This is a genomic window from Pedobacter sp., from assembly GCF_037719805.1.
Taxonomy (GTDB): Bacteria; Bacteroidota; Bacteroidia; order Sphingobacteriales; family Sphingobacteriaceae; genus Pedobacter.
In genome coordinates this window covers 548,938-575,001 of sequence record NZ_JBBJLZ010000002.1, presented here as the reverse complement: position 1 = coordinate 575,001, position 26,064 = coordinate 548,938, and the positions used below count along the sequence as shown (strand labels likewise).

At 37.5% G+C, this 26,064-nt stretch carries 27 protein-coding genes; 19 read left to right on the top strand and 8 right to left on the bottom strand.

Annotation, left to right across the window (positions count from 1 at the left end):
* Positions 1 to 195: 195 nt before the first annotated feature.
* From WKF66_RS07505 to WKF66_RS07470, 8 genes are all read right to left on the bottom strand, one after another.
* Positions 196 to 1,119, bottom strand: a complete 924-nt coding sequence (locus tag WKF66_RS07505) for a hypothetical protein (protein WP_489673810.1) — start codon at positions 1,117 to 1,119, stop codon at positions 196 to 198.
* On the bottom strand, positions 1,120 to 1,590 hold the full coding sequence (locus WKF66_RS07500) for a glycine-rich domain-containing protein (protein ID WP_489673809.1): 471 nt from the start codon (positions 1,588 to 1,590) through the stop codon (positions 1,120 to 1,122). It lies immediately after the preceding gene.
* Positions 1,591 to 1,901: 311 nt separating this feature from the next.
* Complete coding sequence (locus WKF66_RS07495; RefSeq protein WP_489673808.1) at positions 1,902 to 4,316, bottom strand: outer membrane beta-barrel protein; 2,415 nt, start codon at positions 4,314 to 4,316, stop codon at positions 1,902 to 1,904.
* 143 nt (positions 4,317 to 4,459) lie between these two features.
* A complete protein-coding gene (locus WKF66_RS07490; protein WP_489673807.1) occupies positions 4,460 to 5,161 on the bottom strand; it encodes an ABC transporter ATP-binding protein in 702 nt (233 codons plus the stop codon).
* A 58-nt stretch (positions 5,162 to 5,219) separates the two neighbouring features.
* Positions 5,220 to 6,416, bottom strand: a complete 1,197-nt coding sequence (locus WKF66_RS07485; RefSeq protein WP_489673806.1) for a DUF4374 domain-containing protein — start codon at positions 6,414 to 6,416, stop codon at positions 5,220 to 5,222.
* 6 nt (positions 6,417 to 6,422) lie between these two features.
* Positions 6,423 to 8,561, bottom strand: a complete 2,139-nt coding sequence (locus tag WKF66_RS07480; protein ID WP_489673805.1) for a TonB-dependent receptor domain-containing protein — start codon at positions 8,559 to 8,561, stop codon at positions 6,423 to 6,425.
* A 116-nt stretch (positions 8,562 to 8,677) separates the two neighbouring features.
* Positions 8,678 to 9,049: a hypothetical protein gene (locus WKF66_RS07475; RefSeq protein ID WP_489673804.1), complete on the bottom strand. Its 372-nt coding sequence runs from the start codon at positions 9,047 to 9,049 to the stop codon at positions 8,678 to 8,680.
* 121 nt (positions 9,050 to 9,170) lie between these two features.
* Entirely contained in the window at positions 9,171 to 9,398 is a 228-nt protein-coding gene (locus tag WKF66_RS07470; RefSeq protein ID WP_489673803.1) for a helix-turn-helix domain-containing protein, read from the bottom strand.
* 175 nt (positions 9,399 to 9,573) lie between these two features.
* Between WKF66_RS07470 and WKF66_RS07465 the strand changes: the two genes are divergently transcribed.
* From WKF66_RS07465 to WKF66_RS07375, 19 genes are all read left to right on the top strand, one after another.
* Positions 9,574 to 10,152: a GNAT family N-acetyltransferase gene (locus WKF66_RS07465; RefSeq protein ID WP_489673802.1), complete on the top strand. Its 579-nt coding sequence runs from the start codon at positions 9,574 to 9,576 to the stop codon at positions 10,150 to 10,152.
* Positions 10,153 to 10,156: 4 nt separating this feature from the next.
* A complete protein-coding gene (locus tag WKF66_RS07460) occupies positions 10,157 to 11,068 on the top strand; it encodes a response regulator transcription factor (RefSeq protein WP_489673801.1) in 912 nt (303 codons plus the stop codon).
* 227 nt (positions 11,069 to 11,295) lie between these two features.
* Positions 11,296 to 12,183, top strand: coding sequence for an RteC domain-containing protein (locus WKF66_RS07455; protein ID WP_489673800.1), 888 nt, complete (start codon positions 11,296 to 11,298; stop codon positions 12,181 to 12,183).
* Positions 12,184 to 12,287: 104 nt separating this feature from the next.
* Positions 12,288 to 12,812, top strand: coding sequence for a hypothetical protein (locus WKF66_RS07450; RefSeq protein WP_489673799.1), 525 nt, complete (start codon positions 12,288 to 12,290; stop codon positions 12,810 to 12,812).
* A 41-nt stretch (positions 12,813 to 12,853) separates the two neighbouring features.
* Positions 12,854 to 13,198 carry a DUF4134 domain-containing protein gene (locus tag WKF66_RS07445; RefSeq protein ID WP_489673798.1) on the top strand — a complete coding sequence of 115 codons (345 nt, stop codon included), beginning with the start codon at positions 12,854 to 12,856 and terminating at the stop codon, positions 13,196 to 13,198.
* A 50-nt stretch (positions 13,199 to 13,248) separates the two neighbouring features.
* Entirely contained in the window at positions 13,249 to 13,584 is a 336-nt protein-coding gene (locus tag WKF66_RS07440; RefSeq protein ID WP_489673797.1) for a DUF4133 domain-containing protein, read from the top strand.
* Positions 13,571 to 16,039 carry a TraG family conjugative transposon ATPase gene (locus WKF66_RS07435; RefSeq protein ID WP_489673796.1) on the top strand — a complete coding sequence of 823 codons (2,469 nt, stop codon included), beginning with the start codon at positions 13,571 to 13,573 and terminating at the stop codon, positions 16,037 to 16,039. The genes WKF66_RS07440 and WKF66_RS07435 overlap by 14 nt, the downstream gene beginning before the upstream one ends.
* Positions 16,036 to 16,455 (top strand): hypothetical protein, encoded by a 420-nt coding sequence (locus tag WKF66_RS07430; protein ID WP_489673795.1) that lies wholly within the window; start codon positions 16,036 to 16,038, stop codon positions 16,453 to 16,455. The genes WKF66_RS07435 and WKF66_RS07430 overlap by 4 nt, the downstream gene beginning before the upstream one ends.
* An 11-nt stretch (positions 16,456 to 16,466) precedes the next feature.
* Positions 16,467 to 17,204, top strand: a complete 738-nt coding sequence (locus WKF66_RS07425) for a conjugal transfer protein TraI (protein WP_489673794.1) — start codon at positions 16,467 to 16,469, stop codon at positions 17,202 to 17,204.
* A complete protein-coding gene (locus WKF66_RS07420) occupies positions 17,191 to 17,868 on the top strand; it encodes a hypothetical protein (protein WP_489673793.1) in 678 nt (225 codons plus the stop codon). Before WKF66_RS07425 ends, WKF66_RS07420 begins: the two co-directional genes overlap by 14 nt.
* A complete protein-coding gene (locus WKF66_RS07415) occupies positions 17,855 to 18,523 on the top strand; it encodes a TerB family tellurite resistance protein (protein ID WP_489673792.1) in 669 nt (222 codons plus the stop codon). Before WKF66_RS07420 ends, WKF66_RS07415 begins: the two co-directional genes overlap by 14 nt.
* A gap of 16 nt (positions 18,524 to 18,539) precedes the next feature.
* On the top strand, positions 18,540 to 19,763 hold the full coding sequence (gene traJ, locus WKF66_RS07410) for a conjugative transposon protein TraJ (RefSeq protein ID WP_489673791.1): 1,224 nt from the start codon (positions 18,540 to 18,542) through the stop codon (positions 19,761 to 19,763).
* 29 nt (positions 19,764 to 19,792) lie between these two features.
* Positions 19,793 to 20,407: a conjugative transposon protein TraK gene (gene traK, locus WKF66_RS07405; protein WP_489673790.1), complete on the top strand. Its 615-nt coding sequence runs from the start codon at positions 19,793 to 19,795 to the stop codon at positions 20,405 to 20,407.
* Positions 20,408 to 20,653: 246 nt separating this feature from the next.
* Positions 20,654 to 21,730, top strand: coding sequence for a conjugative transposon protein TraM (locus WKF66_RS07400; RefSeq protein WP_489673789.1), 1,077 nt, complete (start codon positions 20,654 to 20,656; stop codon positions 21,728 to 21,730).
* An 85-nt stretch (positions 21,731 to 21,815) separates the two neighbouring features.
* Complete coding sequence (locus WKF66_RS07395) at positions 21,816 to 23,039, top strand: hypothetical protein (protein WP_489673788.1); 1,224 nt, start codon at positions 21,816 to 21,818, stop codon at positions 23,037 to 23,039.
* A gap of 49 nt (positions 23,040 to 23,088) precedes the next feature.
* Complete coding sequence (locus WKF66_RS07390; RefSeq protein WP_489673787.1) at positions 23,089 to 23,268, top strand: histone H1; 180 nt, start codon at positions 23,089 to 23,091, stop codon at positions 23,266 to 23,268.
* Between the two features lie 703 nt (positions 23,269 to 23,971).
* Positions 23,972 to 24,514, top strand: a complete 543-nt coding sequence (locus WKF66_RS07385; RefSeq protein ID WP_489673786.1) for a hypothetical protein — start codon at positions 23,972 to 23,974, stop codon at positions 24,512 to 24,514.
* A gap of 190 nt (positions 24,515 to 24,704) precedes the next feature.
* Positions 24,705 to 24,905, top strand: coding sequence for a hypothetical protein (locus WKF66_RS07380; RefSeq protein ID WP_489673785.1), 201 nt, complete (start codon positions 24,705 to 24,707; stop codon positions 24,903 to 24,905).
* Complete coding sequence (locus WKF66_RS07375) at positions 24,889 to 25,944, top strand: DUF932 domain-containing protein (RefSeq protein ID WP_489673784.1); 1,056 nt, start codon at positions 24,889 to 24,891, stop codon at positions 25,942 to 25,944. The genes WKF66_RS07380 and WKF66_RS07375 overlap by 17 nt, the downstream gene beginning before the upstream one ends.
* Positions 25,945 to 26,064 lie beyond the last annotated feature (120 nt).

Below are 26,064 nucleotides of genomic sequence, written 5' to 3'. Positions count from 1 at the left end.
TCTGAACGCTGTCTGCGTTTGTTTATACAAAGATTGTCGTGTGGTCCCAGCCTTACCGGGAATTATTGGGGCGAGCCCCCAATGAAGAATTGGGGTCGGGCTTTACGTTGCAAGTCCTCGCCCCAAAGAAAAATTGGGGCTGTGGGCTTTCCACTACAATCCCTCACGCAGCCTGCAAAACGCTTGATTTGTTATCTAAATCTCCACTTCCTTAATCAGCCCATTAGCTATCATTTCCTCATATTCCGTCTCACAATGGTTAAACAGAACACTTGCTTTTGAATTCATCCCATCCGCATTATTCCAGATCGCTCTTGTTTTACCTTCCAAAATATACGCCTCGTCTGTTTCCCGGTTCAAAATGTAGGTGCTGGCCTCCGCTTCTTTTTCTAAAATCAGAAAATACGGATTGCGAACAGGTAAGTGTTCTTGCGGCAAAACCGAAATGATTTCCCGTTCTTCGTTATAGCTTAAAAAGGTATGTTCAGACTTAAAAGTAATCTCCTTTTTTTCATCGCCACGCAGCTCAAACGCCACTATATTTTCAGCTAATAAATCATTTTCGGGATAATACTCTATCAGTTTTATCGGCACAGGTTCAGGAGAGTAATTCACCAAAACAGCTTTACCATTGCCCTCCAGATATCTAGAATCATCAATCCCCACTTTCTCTACAAAAAAGAAATCGTCGGCTGCTGTTCTAGAATGGCGTATTTCTCCATCGCTTATTACTTCAGAAATCAGCGTATATTTTCCTAAAACAGCATTATCAGGTACTGCGTATGTAAAATAAAAATGCCGCCCGCCTTGAATATTTTCTAATATATCAACCAGTTTTTCCCGACTGTTTTTCCCGCTTAAATAACTCGCCACAAAAAGTAGGGGGAAGTTTTTATTCAGGTATAGAAGTTTGTTTTCTTGTACCGCCTTTGTCTCATCAGCTACAGATGGCAAAGCCAGCACATGTTTTTCAAACAACATGGTAATATTTCCTTCGGGGTCTTTAACACCTATCCTAACCAAAGGAAACCAATATGTGCCCTTTAAAGCAGCGGTGTTAATATTCCAGTGGATAGTAACTGATGTGCCTTGCAGTGTTCGTTTAGGAAAGATGCTCATTTAAATTTTTCTTAAATTTTTTATGTTTTCCGGACTATAAATAGCCGGATAGGTGTGAAACCACTTAATTACTGTATCATCGCCAAAATGGTCATAGGTAGTAGAAATGACTCTTTCTAGCTTAGCGGTAAAGGCAGATTGCGCAGCATCCTTATCAGTTACTAAAAGTTCTTTGTGTTGTAATTTTTCAGCTTTTGTTGCCGGTTGGTGATGTAAAAAACGTGCGAAATTTGTTTCGCAAAAAGCATGGTATTCTCGTGTAAAGAGGATAAAATTATGCCACATTTCATCTAAAATCAAAAGCTCGTCGGGTATAAAAATCCCGGGTAACAGACTTAGGTATAAAAACTTTTTGGTTTCAGTAAAAATATCCTGGGCTTCATCTTCCGTAACGTTCATCATATTGGTGAAACGATAAATAATATCCTCGTTTTGATACGCCAAAATAGCTGTGAGTTGTTGTGAATCCATTTTGATAGTGTTGTAAACAGCGGACCCTTAGGCCCGCTGTTTAAATTGTTATAACGTTCCAGTACAGTGACCAGCACAATGAGTACTAGAACCATTAACTCTGTTTGATAGAATTAAAGCGATTAGCTCTTCTTTACTTAAGTTTTTCATGTTATATAAGATTAAATTTTTCGCCTACTCTGGTTGAGGTTTTCAGCTTCCCCTCGTTATTGCAATAACAATACAAGTATAATGAAATATTATTTAAATGCAACTATGTTGCATTTAAATAATAAAATGTTTTTTATGTTTTAGGGGACAAGGATGAGAGTTTAAAGCCGGTCGGATTCTTCAATTCGCTGAGTCTTGTTACCCGATAAATGCCCTCCTAAATGATAAATGAGCGTAAAATTAAATCGTCTGCTATCCGGTTTTGTACTATAACTGGTAGTAGCTGTATTGGTAATGGTATAACCCTGATATCGAATGGTTCTGAACAAATCAGAAAAAGAAAAACGGGCATCAAGCTTTTTATTGAAAAAGGATTTTTTAAAGCCACCATCTATTGAAAAAAAGGATTTATAAACATAAACTCCGTTTAACGTGGGCGAGGTATAGTGTGCTGTTAGCTCTGATTTTATTTTTTTTGGTAAGTCAAAAATATGGCTACTGATAACATCTACCGCCGTTTTGCTGACGTTTCGTATTCCGTTCATTTCTTGTAATGGATATTCGGTATAACTTAAATTGATGGTATTGGTAGTATTCCAGAACGAAGTCACCTTGTTCGGACTTACCAATAAAAGATCGTACCTGCTTCTGTTTTTGAAATTTGCATTACTCGTTATCAGTACCCCCGAACTATTGTCTAAAACTGCACTTTGAGAGATGAAGTTATTAGAGCGATTATAGCTAAGTGTGGCTATATATTTATCATAGATTGAATAGGTGATAGATGATAACCAGGCTATCTCTGGTTTTAAGCTTGGGTTTCCTTGGAAATAAGCATACTTATCAGAAAAGTACCTTACCGGATTTAAATTACTGTAAGCTGGCCGGTTAATTCGGCTGCTTATAGAAAAGGTGATTTTATGGTTTGTATTTATATCTCGACTTACGGAGAATGAAGGAAACAGGTTGGTATATTCTCTTGAGTTTTGAGTGTTAGTGCTGATAGAATTTCCATTTGAACGGGTGTGTTCTAAACGAAGCCCGGCATTAATGCTGGTGTTTTTCCATTTTTGTTCCGCCGAAAAATAGGCCGCAGAAATTTGCTCGTCATAAATAAAGTTGTCGCTAAGCGAGCGAGCAAATATGTAAGTGTTGTTGATTAATGAGTCATATTTGAAATCATTGTTTATCGTTACGGAAGAGTACTTTAAGCCAATTTTAAAGCGGATTCCTTCAAAAGGCAATTCCAAGTCGGTTTTTATAGAACGTATGGTGATAGTGCTTGGCTGGTGAAAATTTAATTGCTGGTAAGGCTGTAACATATTACCGCTGATATCCTTCCAGCTGTTGCTGATGGAGCCGTCGGAATTGTTACGATAAGCTATATAATCGCCATTTGCGGTAAGCACAGTTCCATTAGTATCCAAACTGGTTTTATAACTTAGGTTGTACCCGTTATTGTAATAGGGTTCCTTCAATATATTTTGGTTTTGAATAATGGATTGAGAACCAGAAACTGCGGATGAGACAAGCGTAGGGCCGCCTGAGTTTCGGCTCCAATCATCCGTGTAGCCATTGTATGAAAAGCCCAGTTCCATATTTTTCTTCAGGTAAATATCCAGACCGGCCCGATAGCTGTAATAATATGTCTGCATTTCATCGGCTATTTCACGATTATAAACTAAGGTTTCATTATTTTTTTGCCTGATTTGCTCACCGTTTCGCCGGGCTAAAGAATGGCGATGGTCATACCCCAGATTACCATAAAAATTAAATTTTTTGGTCTTTATATTTCCCGTAATACTTTCACGGTTTAAAAGATAATGACCTGCCCCAATGCCGGCACTTATATCGGTAGCATAGCCTGGCTTGTTGCTCTTCTTTGTAATGATATTGATAACCCCTGCGTTACCGGAAGCATCGAATTCTGCTGTTGGCGTATTGCTGATTTCTATCCTGCTGATATTGGATGAATTCATGCCTTTTAACATATTACTTAGTTGCTGGGCCGATAGGTAATTTGCTTTCCCATCAATCAATACATTCACTGCAGACGAACCTTTGAGCAGGAGGTTTTCGTTTTGGTCGACTGTAACTCCGGGCGTTCGTTGAAGAAGTTCCAAGGCTGAACTTCCGGTTGCTGCCGGACTTTGTTCAATGTCGTAGATCAGCTTAGCGTCCTTTAGTTTTAAAGCATCTGTCTTGCTGGTAATTACAACCTCTTTTAATGAGTTCATCTTCGGCTGAAGAACAATTGCAGTCAGTACTATTTCTGGTTTATTAGCAGTTGCCTCAATAATTGAAGATTTGAAAGAAGCGTACGCTAAGCCTGTAATTTTGATGAAATACCTTCCGGAAGAAATCTTAAACTGAAACACACCTTTTTCATTGCTTTGCGTGTTACTCACAAGCAAACTGTCTTTCTCTGCATAAAGCGATACGGTTAAGCCACTTAAATGATTTGATTTTAAATCTGTTATTTTTCCTGTTATGGTGATGCTTTCTAACGATTGAGAAAACACTTGCGAATGGAACACGAATAACAGTAGCAATAAATAGAAATGGATGTATTTCATGTCGGTTTTTTATGCGCTAGTGCGTTAACGATGGAAGCGGCATCCTTTTTGGCTTCTCCAGCCAAAAAGATACAGCGGACAGCGTGTTAAAACGCCCAAACTTTTATATTACTACTTTTAACTTAAAACTTTCAACTTTTCACCTACCTGTGCATGTGCTGCAAATAAAGTTTCTCCAATTCTTCAAAGCTTATATCGTCCGAACGGAAAGACTCTAATAAATTACCTTGCTTCATGATGCCGATATGTGTACCCGTATCTTTTGAGCGAAATAAATCATGCGTTGCCATTAGCGTAGCTACGCCCAAGGTTCTCATTTTCAAAAGCAGTTCAGAAAATTCGTTGCTAGCTTTAGGGTCAAGCCCGGATGTGGGTTCATCCAGTAACAGCACTTTTGCATTCTTAGCAATAGCCAGGGCAATACCCACCTTTTGCCTCATCCCTTTAGAGTAAGTGGAAACTCTTTTATTAAAGAAATCTGCCTGTAAACCTGCCTGACTTAAAAAATCTTCCAGTTCCGCATGTTTGAATTTCTTATCAGACAAGCCGCAGAAAAAGTCAAGATTTTCCAATCCCGTAAGCATGGGATACAACATCAAATTCTCGGGGATATAGGTCAAAAACTTTTTAGTATTTACAGGTTCGGTTACTACATCTAGTTCATTAATCAGTACTTGCCCTGATGTAGGCTGAATAAAATTGAGAAACAAATTGATAGTTGTTGATTTCCCCGCTCCATTCGCTCCCAGTAAACAGAAAATCTCACCCGGACGAACGGTAAGGTTAAGATTGTTTAAGGCGATATGATTTTGGTACTTCTTGCTTAGTTCAATAGCTTGTAACATGAGATTGATTTGAATTAAGTTTCAGACACCTTTTGAGGTGTCTGAAACTATTGATGACTTATTGATCTATTTTTGCGAATCCGTTACATGGGCCGGAGCTGAAATCGAACTCTTTAGCTACCGCTCCATCGCTAATTTTGTAAGAGTAAATTGAGTTGCTTGTGGCTGCATTTACATTAAAGTAAATCTTGCTATTATCAAATTTAGTAGCAAATGCATACCTTCCTTTAAAGCCTGGAATTGTGCTTGATATATTGCCGGAGGTAGTTTTATTAGCCAGATCAATTTTGTAGTACTGACAACTGAAAACAGTAGATTTATCAAAGGGATACGCTGTAGCATCATCAAATCGTACCGTAAACGTCTGACCGTTTCCGAAGTGTAGAATTCCTAAACATGGCTTTCCAGTTGCAGCATTCAGGTCGAAAAAGTAAGCAGGGTCAAAAGTAGTTTCCCCGTTTTTTATTTTTAGTATACCGCTTGGCTTGCCTTTATTGGCATAGCCCATTACATAAATATCACCGTTAGAATCTTTAACTAAACCGTTAGCTGCGAATGATGATTCTGAACCACCGTTCCACATTTGACTGCTTCTGTCATCAGATATTAGTTTCACAAGAGTGCCGGTAGTTTTATCAATTACGGCTATAAAAACTTTATCTTCCAAATTATTGAAAGTGGCATCTTGATAGTTTACTCCCATATAAATGTGATTATCTCTTTGCACCAGGCCGATGTAATACATTTCGGTTGCACCAGTTTTTAATAGTCCGCTTAGGTCTATAGTGCTAGAAACTTGCATTGTTGACGGATTGAACTTCACCAATTTTGGCAGACTGCCGAAGCCTGCAACGGTTGCATAAGCTTCAGTTTCACTAGTAAAAGAAACCGCCCCCATAGTTTTTAAACCAGGTATTACAAACGAACCCACTTCTTGCGGTTTCCCTTCAGCATCGAAAAAGTATTTTCTAAGTGTTGCGGGCGCACCAAAGTTATTTTGGTAAACGTATTTTCCATACTTGTAAATTGTCGCCGAACTTGGTGATTCTAAAGCTGTGCTAGTGCCTAATGTTCCACTCGGAAATGTAGGTGTACTGAACAAATAAGAGGTAGTAGGTGCCGTTGTTCCAGTTATACTGATAGCATACTTGGCTTCACCTGTTTCTTCTTTTACTTCATTATCGTCTTTTTTACAAGCTTGAGTGCTGATGACTAGGAATGCCGATAAGGCCAGAAAATAGTTTGATTTTTTCATTTTTTGTTAATTACGTTGGGTTTTTGATATATAAAATCTTGTTTTAAGACTGAACGAGCGTCCGGGAAGCTGGACGTTAAAATTGTCGTAGGTTTTCTGATTGCTTAAATTGTAGCTTTCGAAAGTGAACGTAAGGTTATTTTTAAAGGAGCAGGATATTCCTGCGTTTTGAAGAAACTGAGAAGGAATAAGATTCTTTCGATTTTTATCTCCATCAACCTCCCAATACAGAAAATATTCATGAGTATAATTGAGGTTTAACCATAGCTTAGTTATAACATCTCTGTTAAAAAGCCTGTTTCTATTATAATTAATGCCACTATTAGCAATAAAATAAGGGATATTAGGTATACGCGAGTTAACATACCGGCCTGAGCTGGCATCACCTGTAATGGTTCCTCTGTTTCTTAAATCCTGATAAGTAGCATTGCAATTAAAGTCTAAAGCCTTATTTAAGTGGTAGTTTGCCGCTGCTTCTATTCCTTTTATTCTTGCGGAATTAAGGTTTTTACTCATGCCGTTTCCCCTGGTGTTGGTTTCAAGGAATATCAGATCCTGAACGTTTCTGTAAAATCCGGTTATCTCCGCATCAATTTTGTCTTCATTAATTAGGACGTTAAGGTTTAAATTGTCACTTGACTCTGGTTTCAGATTCGGATTGGGCTTTATCAACATCAGGTTTCCGAACGCTTCTTCTACATCAGGCAAACGAAGAGCATGTTCAAAAGAAGTTTTAAGAAGAATATTATTGTTTAGCGGATAAGTGAGTGCTGCATTATAGGTGATATTTTTAATATTTTGCAAAGATTGAATATGCTGGTTATTGACAAGTTCATAACTGCTCATCTCGGCATAAAAATGCTTTACCGAAGTACTTAACCTTAGTTTGTTATTAAATAAAGTTCCATCAAAGCCAATACCGCCAATGTTTTTTAGCAGAACAGAAGGTTTTCCGAAAAAATCAATTCCGTAATTAGCGGATTGCGATAATGTATCTTTGCCTGTTCTGCGATAATGCTGGAAAGTGTTTATGAAGGAGATTTTATATTGATCACTAAGCCGCCATGACAGCATGGTGCGTTGATTGATGATATTAGTGTAAATATTTAAATATTTAGCTTTTTCAAGTTCTCCTTCATCCGGTTTTAATCTGCGATCAAAAACATTCCCGTTCCAGATGTATATATTTTGAGAGGTATCAACATTTACACCATTAACCCTATTGAAAGATGATTGACTTATCAGACTGATCCCCTTAAAAAGATTGTTTTTTTGATATTTCAGTAAGGCATTGTATAGCGTTTCATGATAAGTTGCTTTACCGTATGGCTGAGTCATTATCAGATTATGCTGCAATTGTTTATCCAGCTCACTTCTGCTGAGAGTAAGTGCAAGCTGATCTGCCCATGAGATATTTACAATTCCAGCTTCCGCCTTAACTAGCTGATTTTTATACCTGTCGTGAAAACGCTCGACTTCACGGGTTTCCAGATTATAATTTTGATTAGGAATGCCAACCGTTATTTTATAGTTATTATCTGAATAACCACCAGAGGCAATTAAACTGGTATAAAATTTTTCAGACCAGAATTTTTTGCCTGCAAAGTTTAACCTGTGTGTATTAAAGGAACTTAGTGCATATGAAGCATCTATATAATTGATTCTTTCCTTTCGGGTAATGATATTGATAGCCCCGCCTAAAGCATCAACTCCTAATTCTATTGGTAGCACACTTTTGTAAACCTCAATTCGCTCTATCTGCTCAAGCGGCAAATTATTTACTCCCTGTGTTTCGCCTAGATTATCTAAGGGCAGGCCGTCCAGAAAAAATTTAATTTGCTTTCCTGTGCTGCCGTTAACAAAGAAATCAACCCGTGATCCATACCCACCATCCTGTTTTACTTTTATTCCAGAAGTTTGCCTTAATATTTGTACCGGCGTTATATTAGAATTATAATACGGCTTAACATCAACTACAGTAACGTTGCCGGGGCTTTCCTTTATTATTTTTAGAATGTTGCTTTTTACTACAACCTCTTGTAAGTTGTGCAATGAATCAAGCGTATGCTTAACCGGCTTTGTTACAATTTGCGAGTAGCATATACATGGCACAAGCCACATATACAAGGCAATTGTTCTTGTCATGAAAGAAAAATTTAAAAATATAACCGTGAAAATTTAAAGGAGAACTATCCTTGAAAATTGCAAAACAGAAAGGCAAGCCGCCACAAAAGCAATCTTGTTTTCTATTAATTAAGGGGTTAAACTAAAGAAGGAGGGCCTTTATTGGTCCAGCAATGGACAAGGGATTTAAAGACACTTAATAGATAAAGAGTATTAACTGTTATTGTTGATTTAAAGAATGTTAAAAGCTCAATGGAATCAAAACCGATAGAATTACCCGTTTGTTGGGTGGATAAGAATTTACATATATCGCAGATTGGACTCGGTGTATGTATTACTTTTTCAACGCTGTTTTGGTTCTTGTTGGTGGATATCTGGATATCACCTGATGAGGAATGATGGTGCAAAGCCTCTATAATGGGAATGGAAATAAATAGTGAAAGCAAAGCAAGGGCTACCCCACGTTGCAATACTTTATTCAGTTGCTTTGAAAAACTAATTCTTCTCATTAATTCAACAAAGTTGCATTTAAAAATGCGATTAAAAAAAATTATTTGATTATTTCTTGGAATAATTCCAGTTGTGTTTGATAGATTATGGTTGAAAGATAAGTTTCAATCTATGAGTTGATTACTTTTCTTGCTCGATTAGAATACTAAGGTTGACTTCCAGAGCAATTGATATTTCCAGAAGAGTAGATAGCATAAAATCTTCTGTAGCGTTTTCAATCCGGCTTATTTTAGCCCGTTCCACATCGCACCTATTTGCGAGGTCTTGCTGTGAAAAACCTTTTTCAAGTCTGATTTTCCTTAAGTTATTACCTATAGCCGTGTAAAAATCTTTGTGCTTTTCCTTCATGGATTGGAAAAGTCAAAGTGCGTGCTTGCGCTAAATTAAACTCGTGTCAGTACTGACACAAATAAAAATACTGTCATAACACAACTTTGTTGCAATAACATTAAGGTAACGTAAAGATTCTGTTTACACCTTCTTGGAAAAACATTTAACCGCAAAATTAATAACGTGCCGACCTATGAAGAAAGCAGCATACCGTGATAAACAATTTATCATCAACATCCTTACTGATTCATTTCAAACCAACCAAAGTGTAAACTATCTGATTCACCAAGACAAAAAGAAAACAGATCGTATCAGATATTTAATGGATTATTCTTTTGAGACGTGTTTCAATTATGGAGAAGTGTTTATTTCGGATGATGAGAAAGCTTGTGCCTTAATTCTATATCCTGACCAAAAGCGAACATCTTTAAAATCGGTTATGCTTGATGTAAAGCTGATTTTCAATTGCATAGGCATTGCTAATATTAAAAAAGCTATGTCTCGCGAATCAAAAATAAAAAGCATACAACCAAAAATGGCTTTATACTATCTATGGTTTATTGGTGTCGAGCCAGAATTTCAAGGCTCTAGCATAGGAAGCAATCTTCTAAAAGAGGTAATAGCACACAGTCAGAAAGTGAACAGACCTGTTTTTCTTGAAACATCTACCTTGAAAAATATACCCTGGTATCAACGATTTGGCTTTGAAATATATAACGAACTCGATCTAGGCTATAAATTGTTTTTTCTGAAAAGGGTTACTGATAAATAATAATATGTTGGTATTTGGTACAGAGATGCACGTGGTTACGTTCATCTTCGCAATTTTGGAAATTATTCTGTTTTCCTATCAGCTAATATATTATTTATCAAGACCGCAAGACAAGGGCAGGTATTGGTATTTAATACTTCTGTTCCTTCTTATAGTATATAATATAACCGGAGGATTATTTCCCGACCCCGGTATTGGCATTCCAATAGTCGTTCAAAATATTATTGCTTATGGGAGTGGCTTTATTATGGCCTCATATTTTCCTTTTTATTTTTACAAGGGATTTGAGTTAAACAGATTAAGGTTTCATGCCATTTATGGTGTTTTATTATTCCTGCTTCTCCCTTACCTGGTATTCTTTGTAATTGAATATTCTATCCATCAGAATTTAGACTATGCAATAAAATATGGCATAGTAGTTCCATTTTTTTATTCTTTGGTATTGCTGTGGGCTATAATCAGGGCTGTTTATTTAAAATATAGACAAAATAGGAATAATTGGGAAGTTATTGCTGTTTGCCTTGCGGTAGTTCCCTGGGTTTCGATGACTGTACTTGCATACCTGCACGCCAGCCAATTAATTGAAGTTATTTTCACTAATGGCGGTTTTGTGGTAATCACCATCATTTTTATATCTAAATCCATCACGCAGGCTAAACTTGAATATCAGCAGTTGATAGATTTGACAATTAATGGAGTGCGGCCAACTTCCTTTCAAGAAAATTGCTGTCAATTTCAATTTACTAAAAGGGAAATTGAAATTGTACAACTGCTAAGGCAAGGCCTTAAATATCAGATTATAGCAAACCAGCTTCACATTTCTGAATTGACGGTTAAAACTCATGTTCAAAACCTCTTTGAAAAAGCGGGTGCCAAGAACAGAACAGAACTCATTCATAAATTGGAAAATCGATAGATTTTATTGTCTTACAAAGTTAGTTAGCTGATTTTTGCCTAAAATACTCCTTTAGAAGTAGTAGAATACTCCAATTAGCGTATTGGCATAACGATATAGTTTATGGAATTTTAACAAGCAAAATGAAAGGAAGCATTATGGATAAATTTCTACTATTTTCTTGCTTTAGTGAATAGAGATAAGCCAGTTAACGGGCAAAAGCAGGATTCATTTAACCTGTGTTATTTATGTTACATCTATCAATGGATAAGCTGTACCTCCAGCTTAATGAAGACCTGGAAGCGATTGAGAAAAATGAAAGTGACCCACTAAAACGAATGGTGAGTGCGGTAAGTAAAATCCGTGATTCATTAGACAACCTAAAATTACTGATAGTTAACAACCCATTTTCAGAGATTACCGAAGAAATTCATTTTTTCAAGCACATCAAACCCAAATTTTCTTCAAAACTCATCTATCAAATCGAAAGCTACAAAATTAATTGTGCCAGACCTTGCGGGACATTAGAAACGCTTAAGGCATATTTTGAAAAGGAATTGATTTTTATTGAACGGTTTTTCCGTCAAAATCAATTTCTATACGAGTATTACCGTCAAGGAATGGTAGAGCTTGATTCAATGTATTTCGTTCGTGGAGCAGGAGTTCAGACAGGAATTTTACCGGACATCCCAGATCTGCAATCAGATTTCTCGACCAGTTGCGATTATTTATTCTCCAAATTCATCGCTTATGAATTATTGCAAATTTACATTTTAACAGAGTTGGGCAAACTTAATTCGACCAGCATTTATATCCCTGAAAACAAGAAAGAACTTCCTGAACTAAAGTGGACAGGTGATAAAGTTAACCTGGTGGAAGTTATTTATGGGATTTACTTTACGGGCCAGTTAAATCATGGCAATGCAGACCTTTCTGTAATTATCCGATTCATGGAAAGGTCATTGCAAATTGATTTGTCACGATCCTACCGTGATTTTATAGACATCCGAAATCGTAAACGATCAAGCCCAACCCGGTATATAGATGAAATGCGGGAATCTATTAGCAAGAAAGTGGATGAGGATTTAGCGTTAAAACGACCTAGAAGAACAAGTATAAATGCTGATTTAAAATAAATCGTTCGCAAGGTGCGATGTTCTTGCGAGTCAAAAATTTGCAGACGGGCAACCTTTGCTTTTGTAAATCCGGCACAATGTAGTGCCGGGAAAAGCAACGTATTATGTTACATCAATTCACATGGCTACAGTTTCTAATTGCCGCCCTCATTTTCGTACTGATTTGGTATCTGGCTATTATTCTTTTGTTTTACAGAGATAAGATAGCAGAACTTTTTTCTGGAAAATCAAAATCTCAACAACCCGAAAAACTTAGGCGGGAATGGGAGGAAGACTTTGAATATGATGAACCGGAAAATGATGACGACCTGATGGGAAGGAAAGTTTTTCCCGATGGAGAAAGCGAGGTAAGTATGCACATGCTGGGCTTTGTTCCAAAGGTAAACCCAGATGAAAAGCTTGCTCAATTAGGTGTAATTCCTGATGTGATGGAAGAATTAAAAAGCATCTTCCATATTCTGGAAAAAGAAAACGGCACAAAGGAGGATTTTATATCGCTGTTCGCTCTGGTAAGTTCAAAGTACCCCAATCTTAGCAATACGTCCAACCTGGAGAACTTAAACAATTTTATACGGGAAAATCTGCCTTTTGAGCTTACAGAGGAAGAGTTAAAAAAGCTTTGGTCATAGTCTCACTATACCATGAATCACAAATATTTCAACTAAAACCCATGAAAAATCAACATATAAGTCCTAAAAAACAAGCATTAGCAAAATCACTTTTACTCGCTTTTACACTCTGTGTTTACAATATGCTTTGCAGTATTTCACTATTTGCACAGGATGGTAATGCCGGGATACAGGAAGCCACGGATAAAGTGAAAGGATATTTTGATTCCGGAACCGATTTGATGTATGCCATTGGTGCGGTAGTAGGAATTATCGGTGCTATCAAAGTCTTCAATAAATGGAATGCAGGGGAACCAGATACCAATAAAGTTGCGGCGGCTTGGTTTGGCTCTTGTGTTTTCTTAGTAGTAGTTGCCACAGTTCTAAAATCATTCTTCGGTATTTAATTAATCATAAAATTAATCCTCCCTTCATCGGGAGGATTTTAGGAGGCATTATGAGCTCAGTATATCATATCAATAAAGGCATCAATAAGCCAATAGAATTTAAAGGTTTGAAAGCGCAATACATCGCTTACTTAGCATTAGGTCTTGTTTTCCTGCTTATCAGTTTTGCTGTATTATACATTTCCGGATTAAGCCTTTTCGTTATTCTTCCGGTCATCATTGGCTTGGGAACGCTTTTGTTTTTTACCGTTTTTCACCTGAGTCACAAATTTGGCGAGCATGGACTGATGAAGTATTTTTCTAGGCGCAACCATCCAAAATACCTAAAGGTAAATTCAAGAAGAGTCTTTATTCAGCTTAGAAAGGAGGCTTATGCTACCTATTGAAAAAATAATGCCATTGTATAAAGTACATCACCATGCTATATTATCTACTCATGGCGACATTACCATTGCTTTTGAAGCAACGCTGCCGGATATATTTACTCAATCAGACCGGGATTATGAAGCTTACCATCAGGCTTTTGTGAAAGCGATTAAGGTTTTACCGAAATTCAGTATATTCCATAAACAGGATTGGTTTACCGAAGCTTCATATCGTGCAGATTTTGACAAGAGTGGCAATAGCTTCTTATCCAGTAGCAGTGAAAAATTTTTCAATGAGCGGCCTTACCTTGCGCACCGATGTTACATTTTTTTAACAAAAAAACCTGATGGCAGGAGGTTGTCCAGCTCCATATATTCTAATATTCTAAGGAAATCAATCGTTCCCCAACAAACAGTCAATCCAATATTATTCAATGATTTTCTGGATTGTGCTGGTCAATTTGAACGCATCTTAACGGATAGCGGGTTTGTGAAATTGCGGAGACTGAATGATGAAGAGCTCGCAGGAACGGCAAACAAGCCGGGTATTATTGAACGATATTGCTTTTTGCTTAAACCCAATCAGCATTCTATTATCCGGGATATTCACCTAAAAGATAAAATCAGTATTGGCGACCGGCAATGCGAGTTATACACCTTATCCGATGCACAAGATCTGCCAACTTTATGTGGCAGCCGGATCAATTATGATAAGTACAGTACTGACCGTACAAAGTTTAGTATTGGTTTTGCTTCGCCTCTGGGACAATTGCTCAACTGTAATCATATCTATAATCAATACCTGTTTATTGAGGATGCACAAAAGATCATTAAGCGACTAGAGGCAAAAAAGTTAAGACTGCAATCTCTTTCCAGTTATAGCAGAGAAAATGCCATTGGCAGGGATGCTTGTAATGATTTTCTCAATGAAGCCATTGGTCAGCAACGCCTTCCGGTTAAAGCCCATTTTAATGTACTGGCATGGTCGAATAATGAAACCAAAATAAAAGACCTTAAAAATTTAGTGGGTTCTGCAATGGCCCAAATGGATGCCACAGCCAAACAAGAAACGGATGGTGCACCGCAAGTTTGGTGGGCTGGTTTACCGGGCAATGAAGCCGATTTTCCGATGAATGATACTTTCGACACTTTTGTGGAACAGGCCGCTTGCTTTTTTAACCTGGAAACCAATTATCAGGATAGCATCAGTCCGTTTGGTTTGCGTTTGGGTGATCGCCTTTCCGGAAAACCGGTGCATGTTGATATATCAGACGAACCCATCAAGCAGGGCTATACCACCAATCGCAATAAGTTCATTTTAGGTCCAAGCGGATCAGGCAAATCTTTCTTTACTAACCATCTGGTGCGTTCATATTATGAGCAGGGCACTCATATTGTTTTGGTGGATGTAGGACATAGCTATAAAGGCTTATGCGATTTGGTTGGAGGGTATTACTTTACGTATTCTGAAAAAAATCCCATTAAGTTCAACCCCTTTTACCTGACCGATGGAGACGTATTAGATACAGAGAAAAAAGAAAGTATAAAAACCCTCCTTCTTGCTCTTTGGAAAAAAGAGGACGAAACGTTCCGCCGCTCAGAATATGTGGCCTTATCTAACGCTTTGACGGGTTACTTTGAGCATTTGGATAAACACCTGAATATCTTTCCTTGCTTCAATACCTTTTATGATTACCTGATGAAAGAATACTTGCAGGTGCTGGAAGATGGAAAGGTAAAAGAAAAGGATTTTGACATTGGCAATTTTCTATATGTGCTCAACCCTTATTACAAAGGAGGGGAATTTGACTATTTGCTTAACGCGACAGAGAACCTCGATTTGCTTAATGAAAGGCTGGTAGTATTCGAAATTGATTCCATAAAAGACCATCCGATTTTATTTCCTGCTGTAACGCTCATCATTATGGAAGTCTTTATTTCCAAAATGCGTAAGCTGAAAGGAATCAGAAAGATGATTCTGATTGAAGAATGCTGGAAAGCTATTGCGAAGGAAGGAATGGCAGAATACATCAAGTACCTTTTTAAAACGGTAAGGAAATTCTTTGGTGAAGCGGTAGTTGTTACGCAGGAAGTAGAAGATATTATTAGTTCTCCGGTAGTTAAGCAGGCCATTATCAATAACAGCGACTGTAAAATTCTCCTCGATCAAAGTAAGTATCAAAATAAATTTGACCAGATACAGGAGCTTCTCGGCTTGACTGAAAAAGAGAAGGCCCAAATTCTTTCCATGAACAAAGCCAATGATCCCAAACGCAAATACAAAGAAGTATTCATTTCACTAGGCGGGCAGCATAGCAAGGTTTACCGTACGGAAGTGTCTTTGGAAGAATATCTGGCTTATACAACCGAGGAGAGTGAAAAAATGAAAGTACAGCAATACGCGGATCAATACGGAAGTATTCAAAAAGGTATAGCGGTACTGGCACAGGAGATTAGAACTGCGCAGCATTCATGAGACCAAAAAGAAGAGAAAAAATATCAATCAATCAAATCATTAATACCATGAAAGTAAACATCATTTTAATTGCAATCGTAGCTGTTTTAATATCAGGCTGCACAGACGACAAAACCAGATCATTTATTCCCGGAACTTATGTAAACCATGCCGAAAGTGAATATAGCACGGTCAATGACACGCTAACTATCGAAGCTTCCGAAAGTAATAATTTCCAGATTATTCGAAACACTGGATTTAAGCGCATTAGAAACGGAAAGGCAGGAAAGAAAGAATACGAAACCGAAAAGTGGAATGCCATTTATGATGAAGGAACTAAAACCCTGACAGAAACTAGTAAAGGCAAGCTTATCACTTTTTACCCGGATGCAAATAAGCTAATGGTCGGAAAGCGTGAATATCAAAAAATTAATTAATCATAGAACCTATGAATAGTAAGAAACCAATCGATGTAAACCCTTACATCGGTGCAATTCAAAAAAGTATGAAAAAGTATATGGTCATTCTGCCCATGAGTGCTATGACTCTCTTTGTGTCATTGCCAGCAGATGCAAAAGCTCAGGTTGCCGTAATGGAGGTAATTAAAGCAGGTGTTAAAAAGGTTATCAAAGCGGTAGACCTTAAAGTTCAGCGATTACAAAATGAAACCATCTGGCTTCAAAACGCACAAAAAGTATTGGAAAACCAACTTTCAAAGTTGAAACTAACTGAAATTGCGGATTGGACAACAAAGCAAAAAGAGCTTTACAGTAAGTATTACACTGAATTATGGGAAATTAAGTCTGCTATTACCTACTATAAGCGGATTAAAGAGCTAACCGAAAAGCAGATTGCCATTGTTGACGAATATCGCTGGGCCTGGGGATTGTTTACGAAAGACAAACACTTCTCGCCTGAAGAGCTCAATTATATGGAAACCGTCTATTCCGGTATTCTTGATGCCAGTATCAAAAATCTTGACCAGATCCTTTTAGTAGTGAACAGCTTTAAAACCCAGATGTCTGATGCGGCACGTTTGGAAATTATCCACGCCGCCGCTAACGAGATGGATACCAATTACAACGATCTTAAAAAATTCAATACCCAAAATAGTATGCTCAGTATTCAGCGGGCAAAATCAGCAGACGAGGTAGTTACATTAAAAGAACTGTATGGAATTGAATAAGGTGAAAGCAGAAAGGTTAAAGTTGGGAAGTCCGTTCAAGGGTTTCGGGTTCTTCCTTTTGCTGATTTTTTTCACCCAAGCAATATATGCACAAACATGGGATGAATCTTTCAATCAGAAGAAAACTCAAATCAAGTATTTGGGGGAACAACTGGCAGCATTAAAACTTTACGCTGGTTATATGAAGAAGGGTTATGAGATTGTAGGAAATGGCGTTCATACAGTTAAGGATATTAAAAATGGAGAATTTACCCTACATCAGCGGTTTTTTAATTCTTTGGAAAACATTAATCCGGCTATTCGTAACAGCAATAAGATTGCTGATATAATATCCAGTCAATTAGCAATTAACAAAAGCTTTAAGCTAATTAAGGGTAATAATAATCTATCCGATTCTAATCTGGAATATATCACCAGGGTAAAGAACCAAGTTCAAGAAGAATGTAATAGAGATTTAGAAGAACTGCTTTTAGTTATTACTTCCGGAAAAATTGAAATGGAAGATGATGAGCGAATCAAGCGATTGGAAAAAATTTATAACTCTATGTTGGATAAATCAGCTTTTGCACAATCTTTCTGCAATGAGGTTTTTCTGTTGATCCGCCAAAAAGAGAACGAACAACGATCTATAAACGTAATTCGAGATTACTATGAAAAAGATTGAATCACTAGTTTGTGCAGTGAGAGTTTACTGCAAAATAGTAGGACTTACCCTTTGCATTTGTGCTTTTTGCTTTAACTTTTCCTGGGCACAATCACAGGAAGTACAACAGCTATTGCTGAATGTAGAAAAGCTAAGTCAGCTTAAAAATATTTTAAGTGATATGAAGAAAGGCTATCAGATAGTCAGTACTGGTTATAATGCTGTAAAAAATGTATCGCAAGGAAATTTTTCGCTTCATGAAGTATTTCTTGATGGCTTGATGCTGGTAAACCCAGAGATTAAAAAGTATCATCGGGTAAAAGATATTATTACCTATCAAACAGACATCGTAAAAGAGTACAAAAACGCTTTTAACCGATTCAAGAGTTCCGGTAACTTTACTGGAAAAGAAATCCATTATTTAGGTAAAGTCTATCAGCAATTATTTGATCAGAGTTTGAACAACCTGAATGAATTGACATTGGTGATTACCTCATCTAAATTGCGAATGTCTGATGATGAACGACTGCAGGCCATCGACCGGATATTTATAGATACTGAGGATAAACTTCAGTTCCTTAGAGATTTTAACAAGCAAGCCCATATTCTGAATATCCAGAGGACTAAAGAAAAATTGGATATTTCTGCCACCCAAAGACTTTATCCCATTAATTAACCCCTAAAACCACGAAATGAAATTCTTAAAAAACTTCTCCGCCAACTGGCGGGGGTTAGGGGGCTTATGTTTTCTGTTTCTGCTTCCCTCACTTTCTCAGGCTCAGAGTTTGGCAGGAGAGATAAATAGTATGCAATCTGAACTTGATAAAGTATACAGTCAGATGTTGCCGTTATGTTCCAGATTAATTGGTGTAGGCCGAGGTATTGCCGGATTTGCCGCTTTGTGGTATATCGCTTCAAGGGTATGGCGACAAATTGCCGCAGCAGAGCCGATAGACTTCTATCCCTTATTGCGTCCTTTTGCTTTAGGGATGGCTATTGTGATGTTTCCGGCGGTTATCGCTTTAATAAACGGGGTGTTACAGCCAACCGTTTCAGCAACTAAAGCCATGGTGAAAGATTCTAATAAAGCCATAGCTGTCTTGCTTAAGAAAAAGGAAGAAGCAGTTAAAAAATCAGATTCCTGGCAAATGTATGTAGGCGATAGTGGGAACGGTGATTCGGAGAAATGGTATAAATACACCCATCCCAAAGATCCCGACCGTGACGATGAAGGAATGTTTGAAGGTATCAGCAATGATATAAAGTTCTTCATGGATAAGCAGAATTATAATTTTCGCAATTCCATTAAGCAATGGCTTAGTCAGGTATTGGAAGTACTTTATGCTGCATCGTCCTTATGTATTAATACACTCCGAACTTTTTTCCTGATTGTACTAGCTATTCTTGGTCCTTTGGTGTTCGGGTTTGCCGTATTTGACGGATTCCAACATACATTAACTGTGTGGTTGGCAAGGTATGTAAACATTTTTCTATGGTTGCCCATCGCTAATATCTTCGGAAGTATTATAGGTAAAATACAGGAAAACATGCTGCGCCTTGATATTTCGCAAATTGGGCATCAGGGAGATACCTTTTTCAGTAGCACCGATACAGCATACCTGATCTTTCTCATTATTGGCATTGTGGGTTACTTTTCTGTTCCTAATGTGGCAAATTATGTGGTACATGCAGGAGGGGGAAATACCATTCTGCAACGGGTAAATACAATAGTGAGTAGTACCAGTTCTACCGCACAGGGCGCAGCAATAGCTGGCGGAGGAATGGCAGCTGATGCTTTAGGAGATGGAGCAAGAAGAGTAATACAAAGTTTTTCGGGTTCTGGTAATAGCGACTATTTCGCTGACAAAGCCGGAGGATCACAGCATCAACACGATAAGTTATCAGGAAAGTCTTGATACTAAATACTGATTAAAAACACTCAAAGATGTTTACACAATTCAAAAATATCGACACAGCTTTTAAGCATATAAAAACGTTTAGTATTTACCTGATAATGGCTAACATACTAACGATATGTTTCTGCATTTATAAAAGCTATCAGCTCGTTAATGATGCACAGAGCCGGGTGCATATTCTATATAATGGTAAAGTTCTGGAAGCCATAGCTTCAGATAGAAAAACTAACCTGCCAGTAGAATTAAGGGATCACATTAAAACCTTTCATCAACACTTCTTTAATCTTGATCCTGACGATAAAGCCATTCAGGCTAATATTTCTAAATCATTGTATCTGGCAGATGAATCGGCAAAAAAGGAGTATGATAATCTTCGAGAATCCGGGTACTACAACAATCTGATTTCTGCTAATATCAGCCAGGAGATTGAAGTGGATAGCATTAATGTGGATGTTAATCAATACCCTTATTTATTTACCTGTTATGCGACACAAAAACTGGTTAGATCAAGCAGTACGGTAACAAGAAAGCTGATTTCAAGGGGCTTGGTTAGGGATATTAAAACACAGACCGACAACAATCCGCACGGCTTTTTAATACAGAAATGGGAAATATTAGAGAATCGGGATGAACTTAAGGATTGAGTGTGATGAAGGCTTTTAACGAAAACAAGAGTAGAAAGCACCCTACGCCTCAACAGGAAGAACTCGCATTCAGGATGGCAAACCGAATCATTCTAACCCAGAAGAAATTAGCCAATTATTTAAATCAAAAAACCAGCAATTTTTCAGTTAAAGTTCAGATGGTTCTATTAATAGTGTTCTGCTTGCTATTTGCGGCTATAAATACTTATCTGCTCGTCTGTCAGTAATTCAAAAAATTATATCAAAATGGAAACAAAAGAAAAAAACAAAAGAAAACTTTTATTAGTGCTGCCTCTATTGGTATTGCCTTTTCTTTCACTTGCTTTTTTTGCTCTTGGAGGTGGTAAAGGCGATCTATCATCCGAAACCCAAGCCGTTCAAAAAGGTATTAATACCGATTTGCCGGATGCACAATTTAAAAGAAACGATCCACAGGATAAGCTAAGCTTATATGAACTAACTAAACGAGATTCTGCGAAGGTTCAAAGTGATTTGAACAATTTTTATTTAAACGAGGAAATTGAGGATAATTCCTTTCCTACTGCTAAAAATTATCTTGATCCGAATGAGCAACGCATCCAGGAAAAGTTGTCACAAATTAATCGGGAAATTAATAAACCAGTTCATCAAAATTCGTCTAAAGCTACCAATACCTATCCGACGCCAAGCTCAAAAATTGATATTGGCAGCGATGTTGACAGGCTGGAAAAGCTAATGAAAACGATGCAAGCAGGGGGAATTGAAGATCCTGAAATGGAACAACTAAGCGGTATGTTGGATAAGATTATGGTAATTCAAAATCCTGGATTAGCTGGTAAAATATCAATAAAAACTCCGTCAAATAATGATAATGCCTTTGAAGCTATACCTGTTGTTATTGAAGGAGATCAAAAGGTATCTCAAGGTGGAGTAGTGAAGCTTAGACTGTTGGATACCATTAGGCTGAGAGGTCAAATGATCCCAAAAAATCAGTTACTATTTGGTTCATGTAATATCACCAACCAACGGCTAATTCTTAATATTAACACGATACGTTTGGGGAACTCTATTATTCCTGTCGACCTCTCAGTATACGATTTGGATGGGATAAAGGGAATAAATGTACCTGAAGCCTTAATCAAAGATGCTGTCAACGATGGCACAGAAGATGCCATCCGCGATATTCAATTAATGACGATTGATCAGTCCATTGCCACACAGGTTGCCGGCGCCGGAATTAACGCCGCTAAAGGCCTTATTAGCAAAAAAGTTAAGCGTATAAAAGTTAAGCTGAAAGCAGGACAATCGGTCTTGCTTCGGAATAATGCGATTAAGGACAGATAGATCAATGTAAATAAAAATAGCCATGCATTTACAGGCCCTGAAAATAGAAGCAGCCCAGGAAATTGCAAACTATGTTAAAAAGCAGATGGAAGAAGGGAAGGGCTGGGTAGTGTATGAAACGGATACCCCAATGACTGGTACTTGGGATGTAAAATGTTTTGCCTCCCGGTTCGATGCCTTGCATTATGAGCATGATAACAGTGTGATTTGGGAAATGCTGAATACAATAGCTATAACTGAATTCCTGTTTATGCTCGGGCAAGCTGGTAAAACAAAGGAAGATAGTTTAATTAACGGGGAATTTCCTCAAAAAACGGATAGTATGAATTTAAACAATTTAGAAAATCTTAAGGAAGAGCTCAAGGAGCTTCGCTTTGACAAAAAACTGGCAGAGGAAATGGAGAAAAATATGCACAAGAATTTACCTGAATTTCAGCTTCGTCAGCATTTACCTGCCGACAAAGGACAAGTAGATTTCACCTTGCATTTTAAACAATCAGGGCAGTCTGATTTCTTTTATTTCAATAAGTATGAGGTTGCTGTTAATAATGCCAAACCTCTTGATGAAGGTCAAAAATATATGGTGATTTCTCCCGGAGAACAAGGGAAACCCGTATTTCGCAAATTTGACAGCCCTAATGAAGCAATTACTTATTTTAAGGAACAGAAAGGTAGCAGCGAACTGGCTTCCGGTAAAGATGTAGCACATAAAACCACCCTTGCCACAATGGAAAAGGATAAGGTAAATTATGTTTCTAAAGATTTCCAGAAAACATTTTATACTCCTGCTGTAACCCAAACGGTATATGTGGAGAAAGGCCAGGGCTTCACCGCAGAGCAAGCAGCCAATCTCATTCAGGGACGATCCGTATACCGGGATAATTTACTGAACCTTGGCGGACAGCCTTACAAAGCTTGGATTAAATTAGATTTTGATAGCCCGAAAGATCGCTTTGATAATTTTAAAACCAAGCAGTACCATGATCCATCTTATGGATTTGATTTACAAAAAACGTTAGATAAATACAACATCAAAGAACTTGCCGATCCTGCCAAGCGAGAAAAATTAGAAGAATCTCTTAAAAATGGGAATCGCCCATTGATTACCACTTTCAAAGAAGGACAAGAGCAAAAGTTACGCATAGAGGCAGTGCCTAGGTATGCTCAGGTGAATATGTTTGCTGAAAACGGTAAGCCGGAAAAAAGGGAACAATTTTTAAAAGAGCCAAAACTGGAGCAAGCCGTAAATCAATCCAAAGGGAAAGGCAAAGAAAAAGAGATGGCCGAAAGCCAAGGATTGAGCAGATAAAGATATAAACAGTTAAAAATAATTTTTAATTTCAATTTAAAATTCAAACATGGAAAAATTTCAAAAGATAAAAGAACTTATCGAAACCGCTGAAAAAGATGCAAGTGCATTCTATGAGAAAGGCACCAAAGCAGCAGGTACAAGGCTTCGTAATGCTATGCAGCAGTTAAAGTCTGCGGCCCAAGATATTCGAAATGAAGTAACTGAACTAAAAAACCAAGAAAAATAAGTTTTTTAAAAGAGTCTGAAAGTTGTTTCAGGCTCTTTTTTTTATCCTCCTAAAGTAATTAGAACCAAATAGCAACCTGTAATAGGCCAGCAATAAAATCCGGTTCTTCCATTCTTCCATCACCCGATTTTCTTGAATACAGAAGAGCAAATCGTTCCTCATTGCACTTCTTGCCGTTTTTAATATAAAACTATCCTAGACCTTTACGTAAACTCAAAGTTTTAAAAAGCTGAGTTATGTCAGCAGAAAACAGGTTCGTCATACTTCCCTCACCCGTTTCTTGCTAATTTGGAAGAACAGGTTCCGTTCCTCCACCTGCACTTCCTGCCACTGGTATTTTCATAATCTTCTTTAACCGCATATAAATTTCCCCCAGACTTTTTGGTTAGCAAATTTCTGAACAATGCCTTTGTCGTCAAGACCAAGCCCTGCGGGTTTGCTGAAAAATAATCTCCACACCTCCGCTGCGCTCCGGGTAGTATTTTTTTTCGCAAAGTCTTGCCTTTCAAAGGCATTGTGTTCAGGTGAGGGTGCTTAACAAAAAGCCAGGAGGCCCTGCCGACTGACTTTCTAACAATTGAGCTATGAAAGTACAAAAAGGCAGAAGCCCACCAAAACACGAATTCGCAGAGAAGCCGAAGAAAGCAGATGCTCCAATCGGGAAATTATCCAAATTATTTTATTAAGTAAAAAATCAAAAATCATGAAAACGCAAGAAGTAAAAACAATCAGCTCTAACAAATCAGTAAGTAATAACGCACCCACTAAATTAGAAAACGTGGGTATCAATCCTGAAAAAGTTAATGGATTACCCATCAGTACAGATTTTAACGGGGAAAGTAAAAAAGATGAACCTAAAAAACCTGATGAAACCCCTGCAACCGAGCCTACAAAAGAAAAGGAAATAAAGGAAGCTGAAAAAACAGAAATCAAGTTTCAAAAACCCGCTCTTAACCTCGAAAGTACCTTAAAGTTAGTGGAAGAATTACACCGCCGGAAAATTCAGCGTGACCGGCTTTTAGAAACTATTGATACGTTGGAAGCCTTTGAAGTAGCCCAAATTGATGATGCAGACCAAACGGACAGCAATCATTTTCAAGGTTGTGTTTTGACAATTGAAGACGACGAACGCAGGAAGTTTACAACCAAAAACCCTGTTATTATACAAGCGGTGGCACAATTTGTAAATAGCATGTGTGTAAATCGACTTTCAGAAATTGAGGCAGGAATTACCATCCCTGCATAATAATAATTAAACGCCCCTTGATTTGAGGGGCGTATTTTCTAATCTAATAGAGAAAACATCATGTACGAATTATTTATAGAGTTAACCAACCAAATTTTTTGGGAAGGTTATGCAGAACAGTTAGCTAATGAAAACCCGCAGGTTTTCACCATCGAATACAATGATTTTTTATCAAATTACAATTAACCTTATGAAAAGAGAAGTAGTTTATTTAATGGTATTGGCGGAAATAGAATCCGAACATAAAAACATATCAGATACCGTTCACGAATTGGAAACAGAATCAGTTCTTAGCATGAGTGATACCCCAAATGTTAAGGTTCTGATTACAGAACTATTATTAACCAGAGTTAGAAACCCAAAAACAAAACGTCATGGCTCACAATATTAATTATAATACCCAAACACAGAAACACAGCTTTTTTAGTGTAAAAGAAAAAGCCTGGCATAATTTAGGGCAGATTATCGAAGATTACCCAACAAGTGCCGAAGCAATTATTCATGCAGGTTTAAATTATACCGTAGAGAAACGCCCACTATTTACTTTTGATAATGAAAATGCTAACTGCGAATCCGATTTAATCATTCCTGAAATTGAAGTTCCCAATTTTTATGCGACTGTGCGAAACGATACAGAACAGGTTTTAGGAGTAGTTGGTAATGATTACGAAGTAATCCAAAACGTAGATGCGTTTGGTTTCTTTGATTCCATTGTAGGTGGAACGGACGGTATTCTATACGAAACGGCCGGGGCTTTGGGAAATGGTGAACGCATCTTTATAACTGCAAAATTGCCCGACTATATCCGAGTTGGAAGAGATGATTTAATAGAGAATTATCTCTTTTTAACAACCTCGCATGATGGTTATGGAAGCATAACGGCTTCATTTACACCTATCAGAATTGTTTGCAACAATACGTTGAATGCCGCTTTAAAGGGTGCTGTAAATTGTATCAAGATTCGACATACTTCAAGTGCATCCGAGCGTTTAAAACAAGCTCATAAATTGTTAGGTATCAGCAATCTGCTAGCTTATGAATTGGAAGAAGTATTTAACCACTGGTCTAAAATCCGTATCACGGATCATGCCGTTAAGCGATTGGTTCAAGTGGCAATGGCACCCAATAAAGAAGTATTGCAAAATCTTCAAAATGGAAAAGAGGATGAATTATCAAGCACGTTTAATAATATGGTAAGTTCTGTTATGGATTATGCTTTAACAAGTCAAACACAGCAGGAAGCCACTACAAAAGGAACTTTATTTGGTGCTTATAATGCGGTAACGGGTTATTTTCAGAACGTGAGGAATTATAAAGATGAGGAAAGTAAGTTGAAATCTATTATGTATGGTACTGGCTTGCAACGGTCACAAACGGCATTTAATCTGTGTGAAGAATTTGCATTGCATGGTGTAAATGTGCTTAATTGAGTATTAAAATGCCCTTCATGCCCATTGGCAATATGTGTATGAGGGCATTTCGCCTTGCGTTTTAAGTGCCTTTTAAGTTCTGAAACTGTGTCACATAAGGGCTGCCACAAGAAATAATAT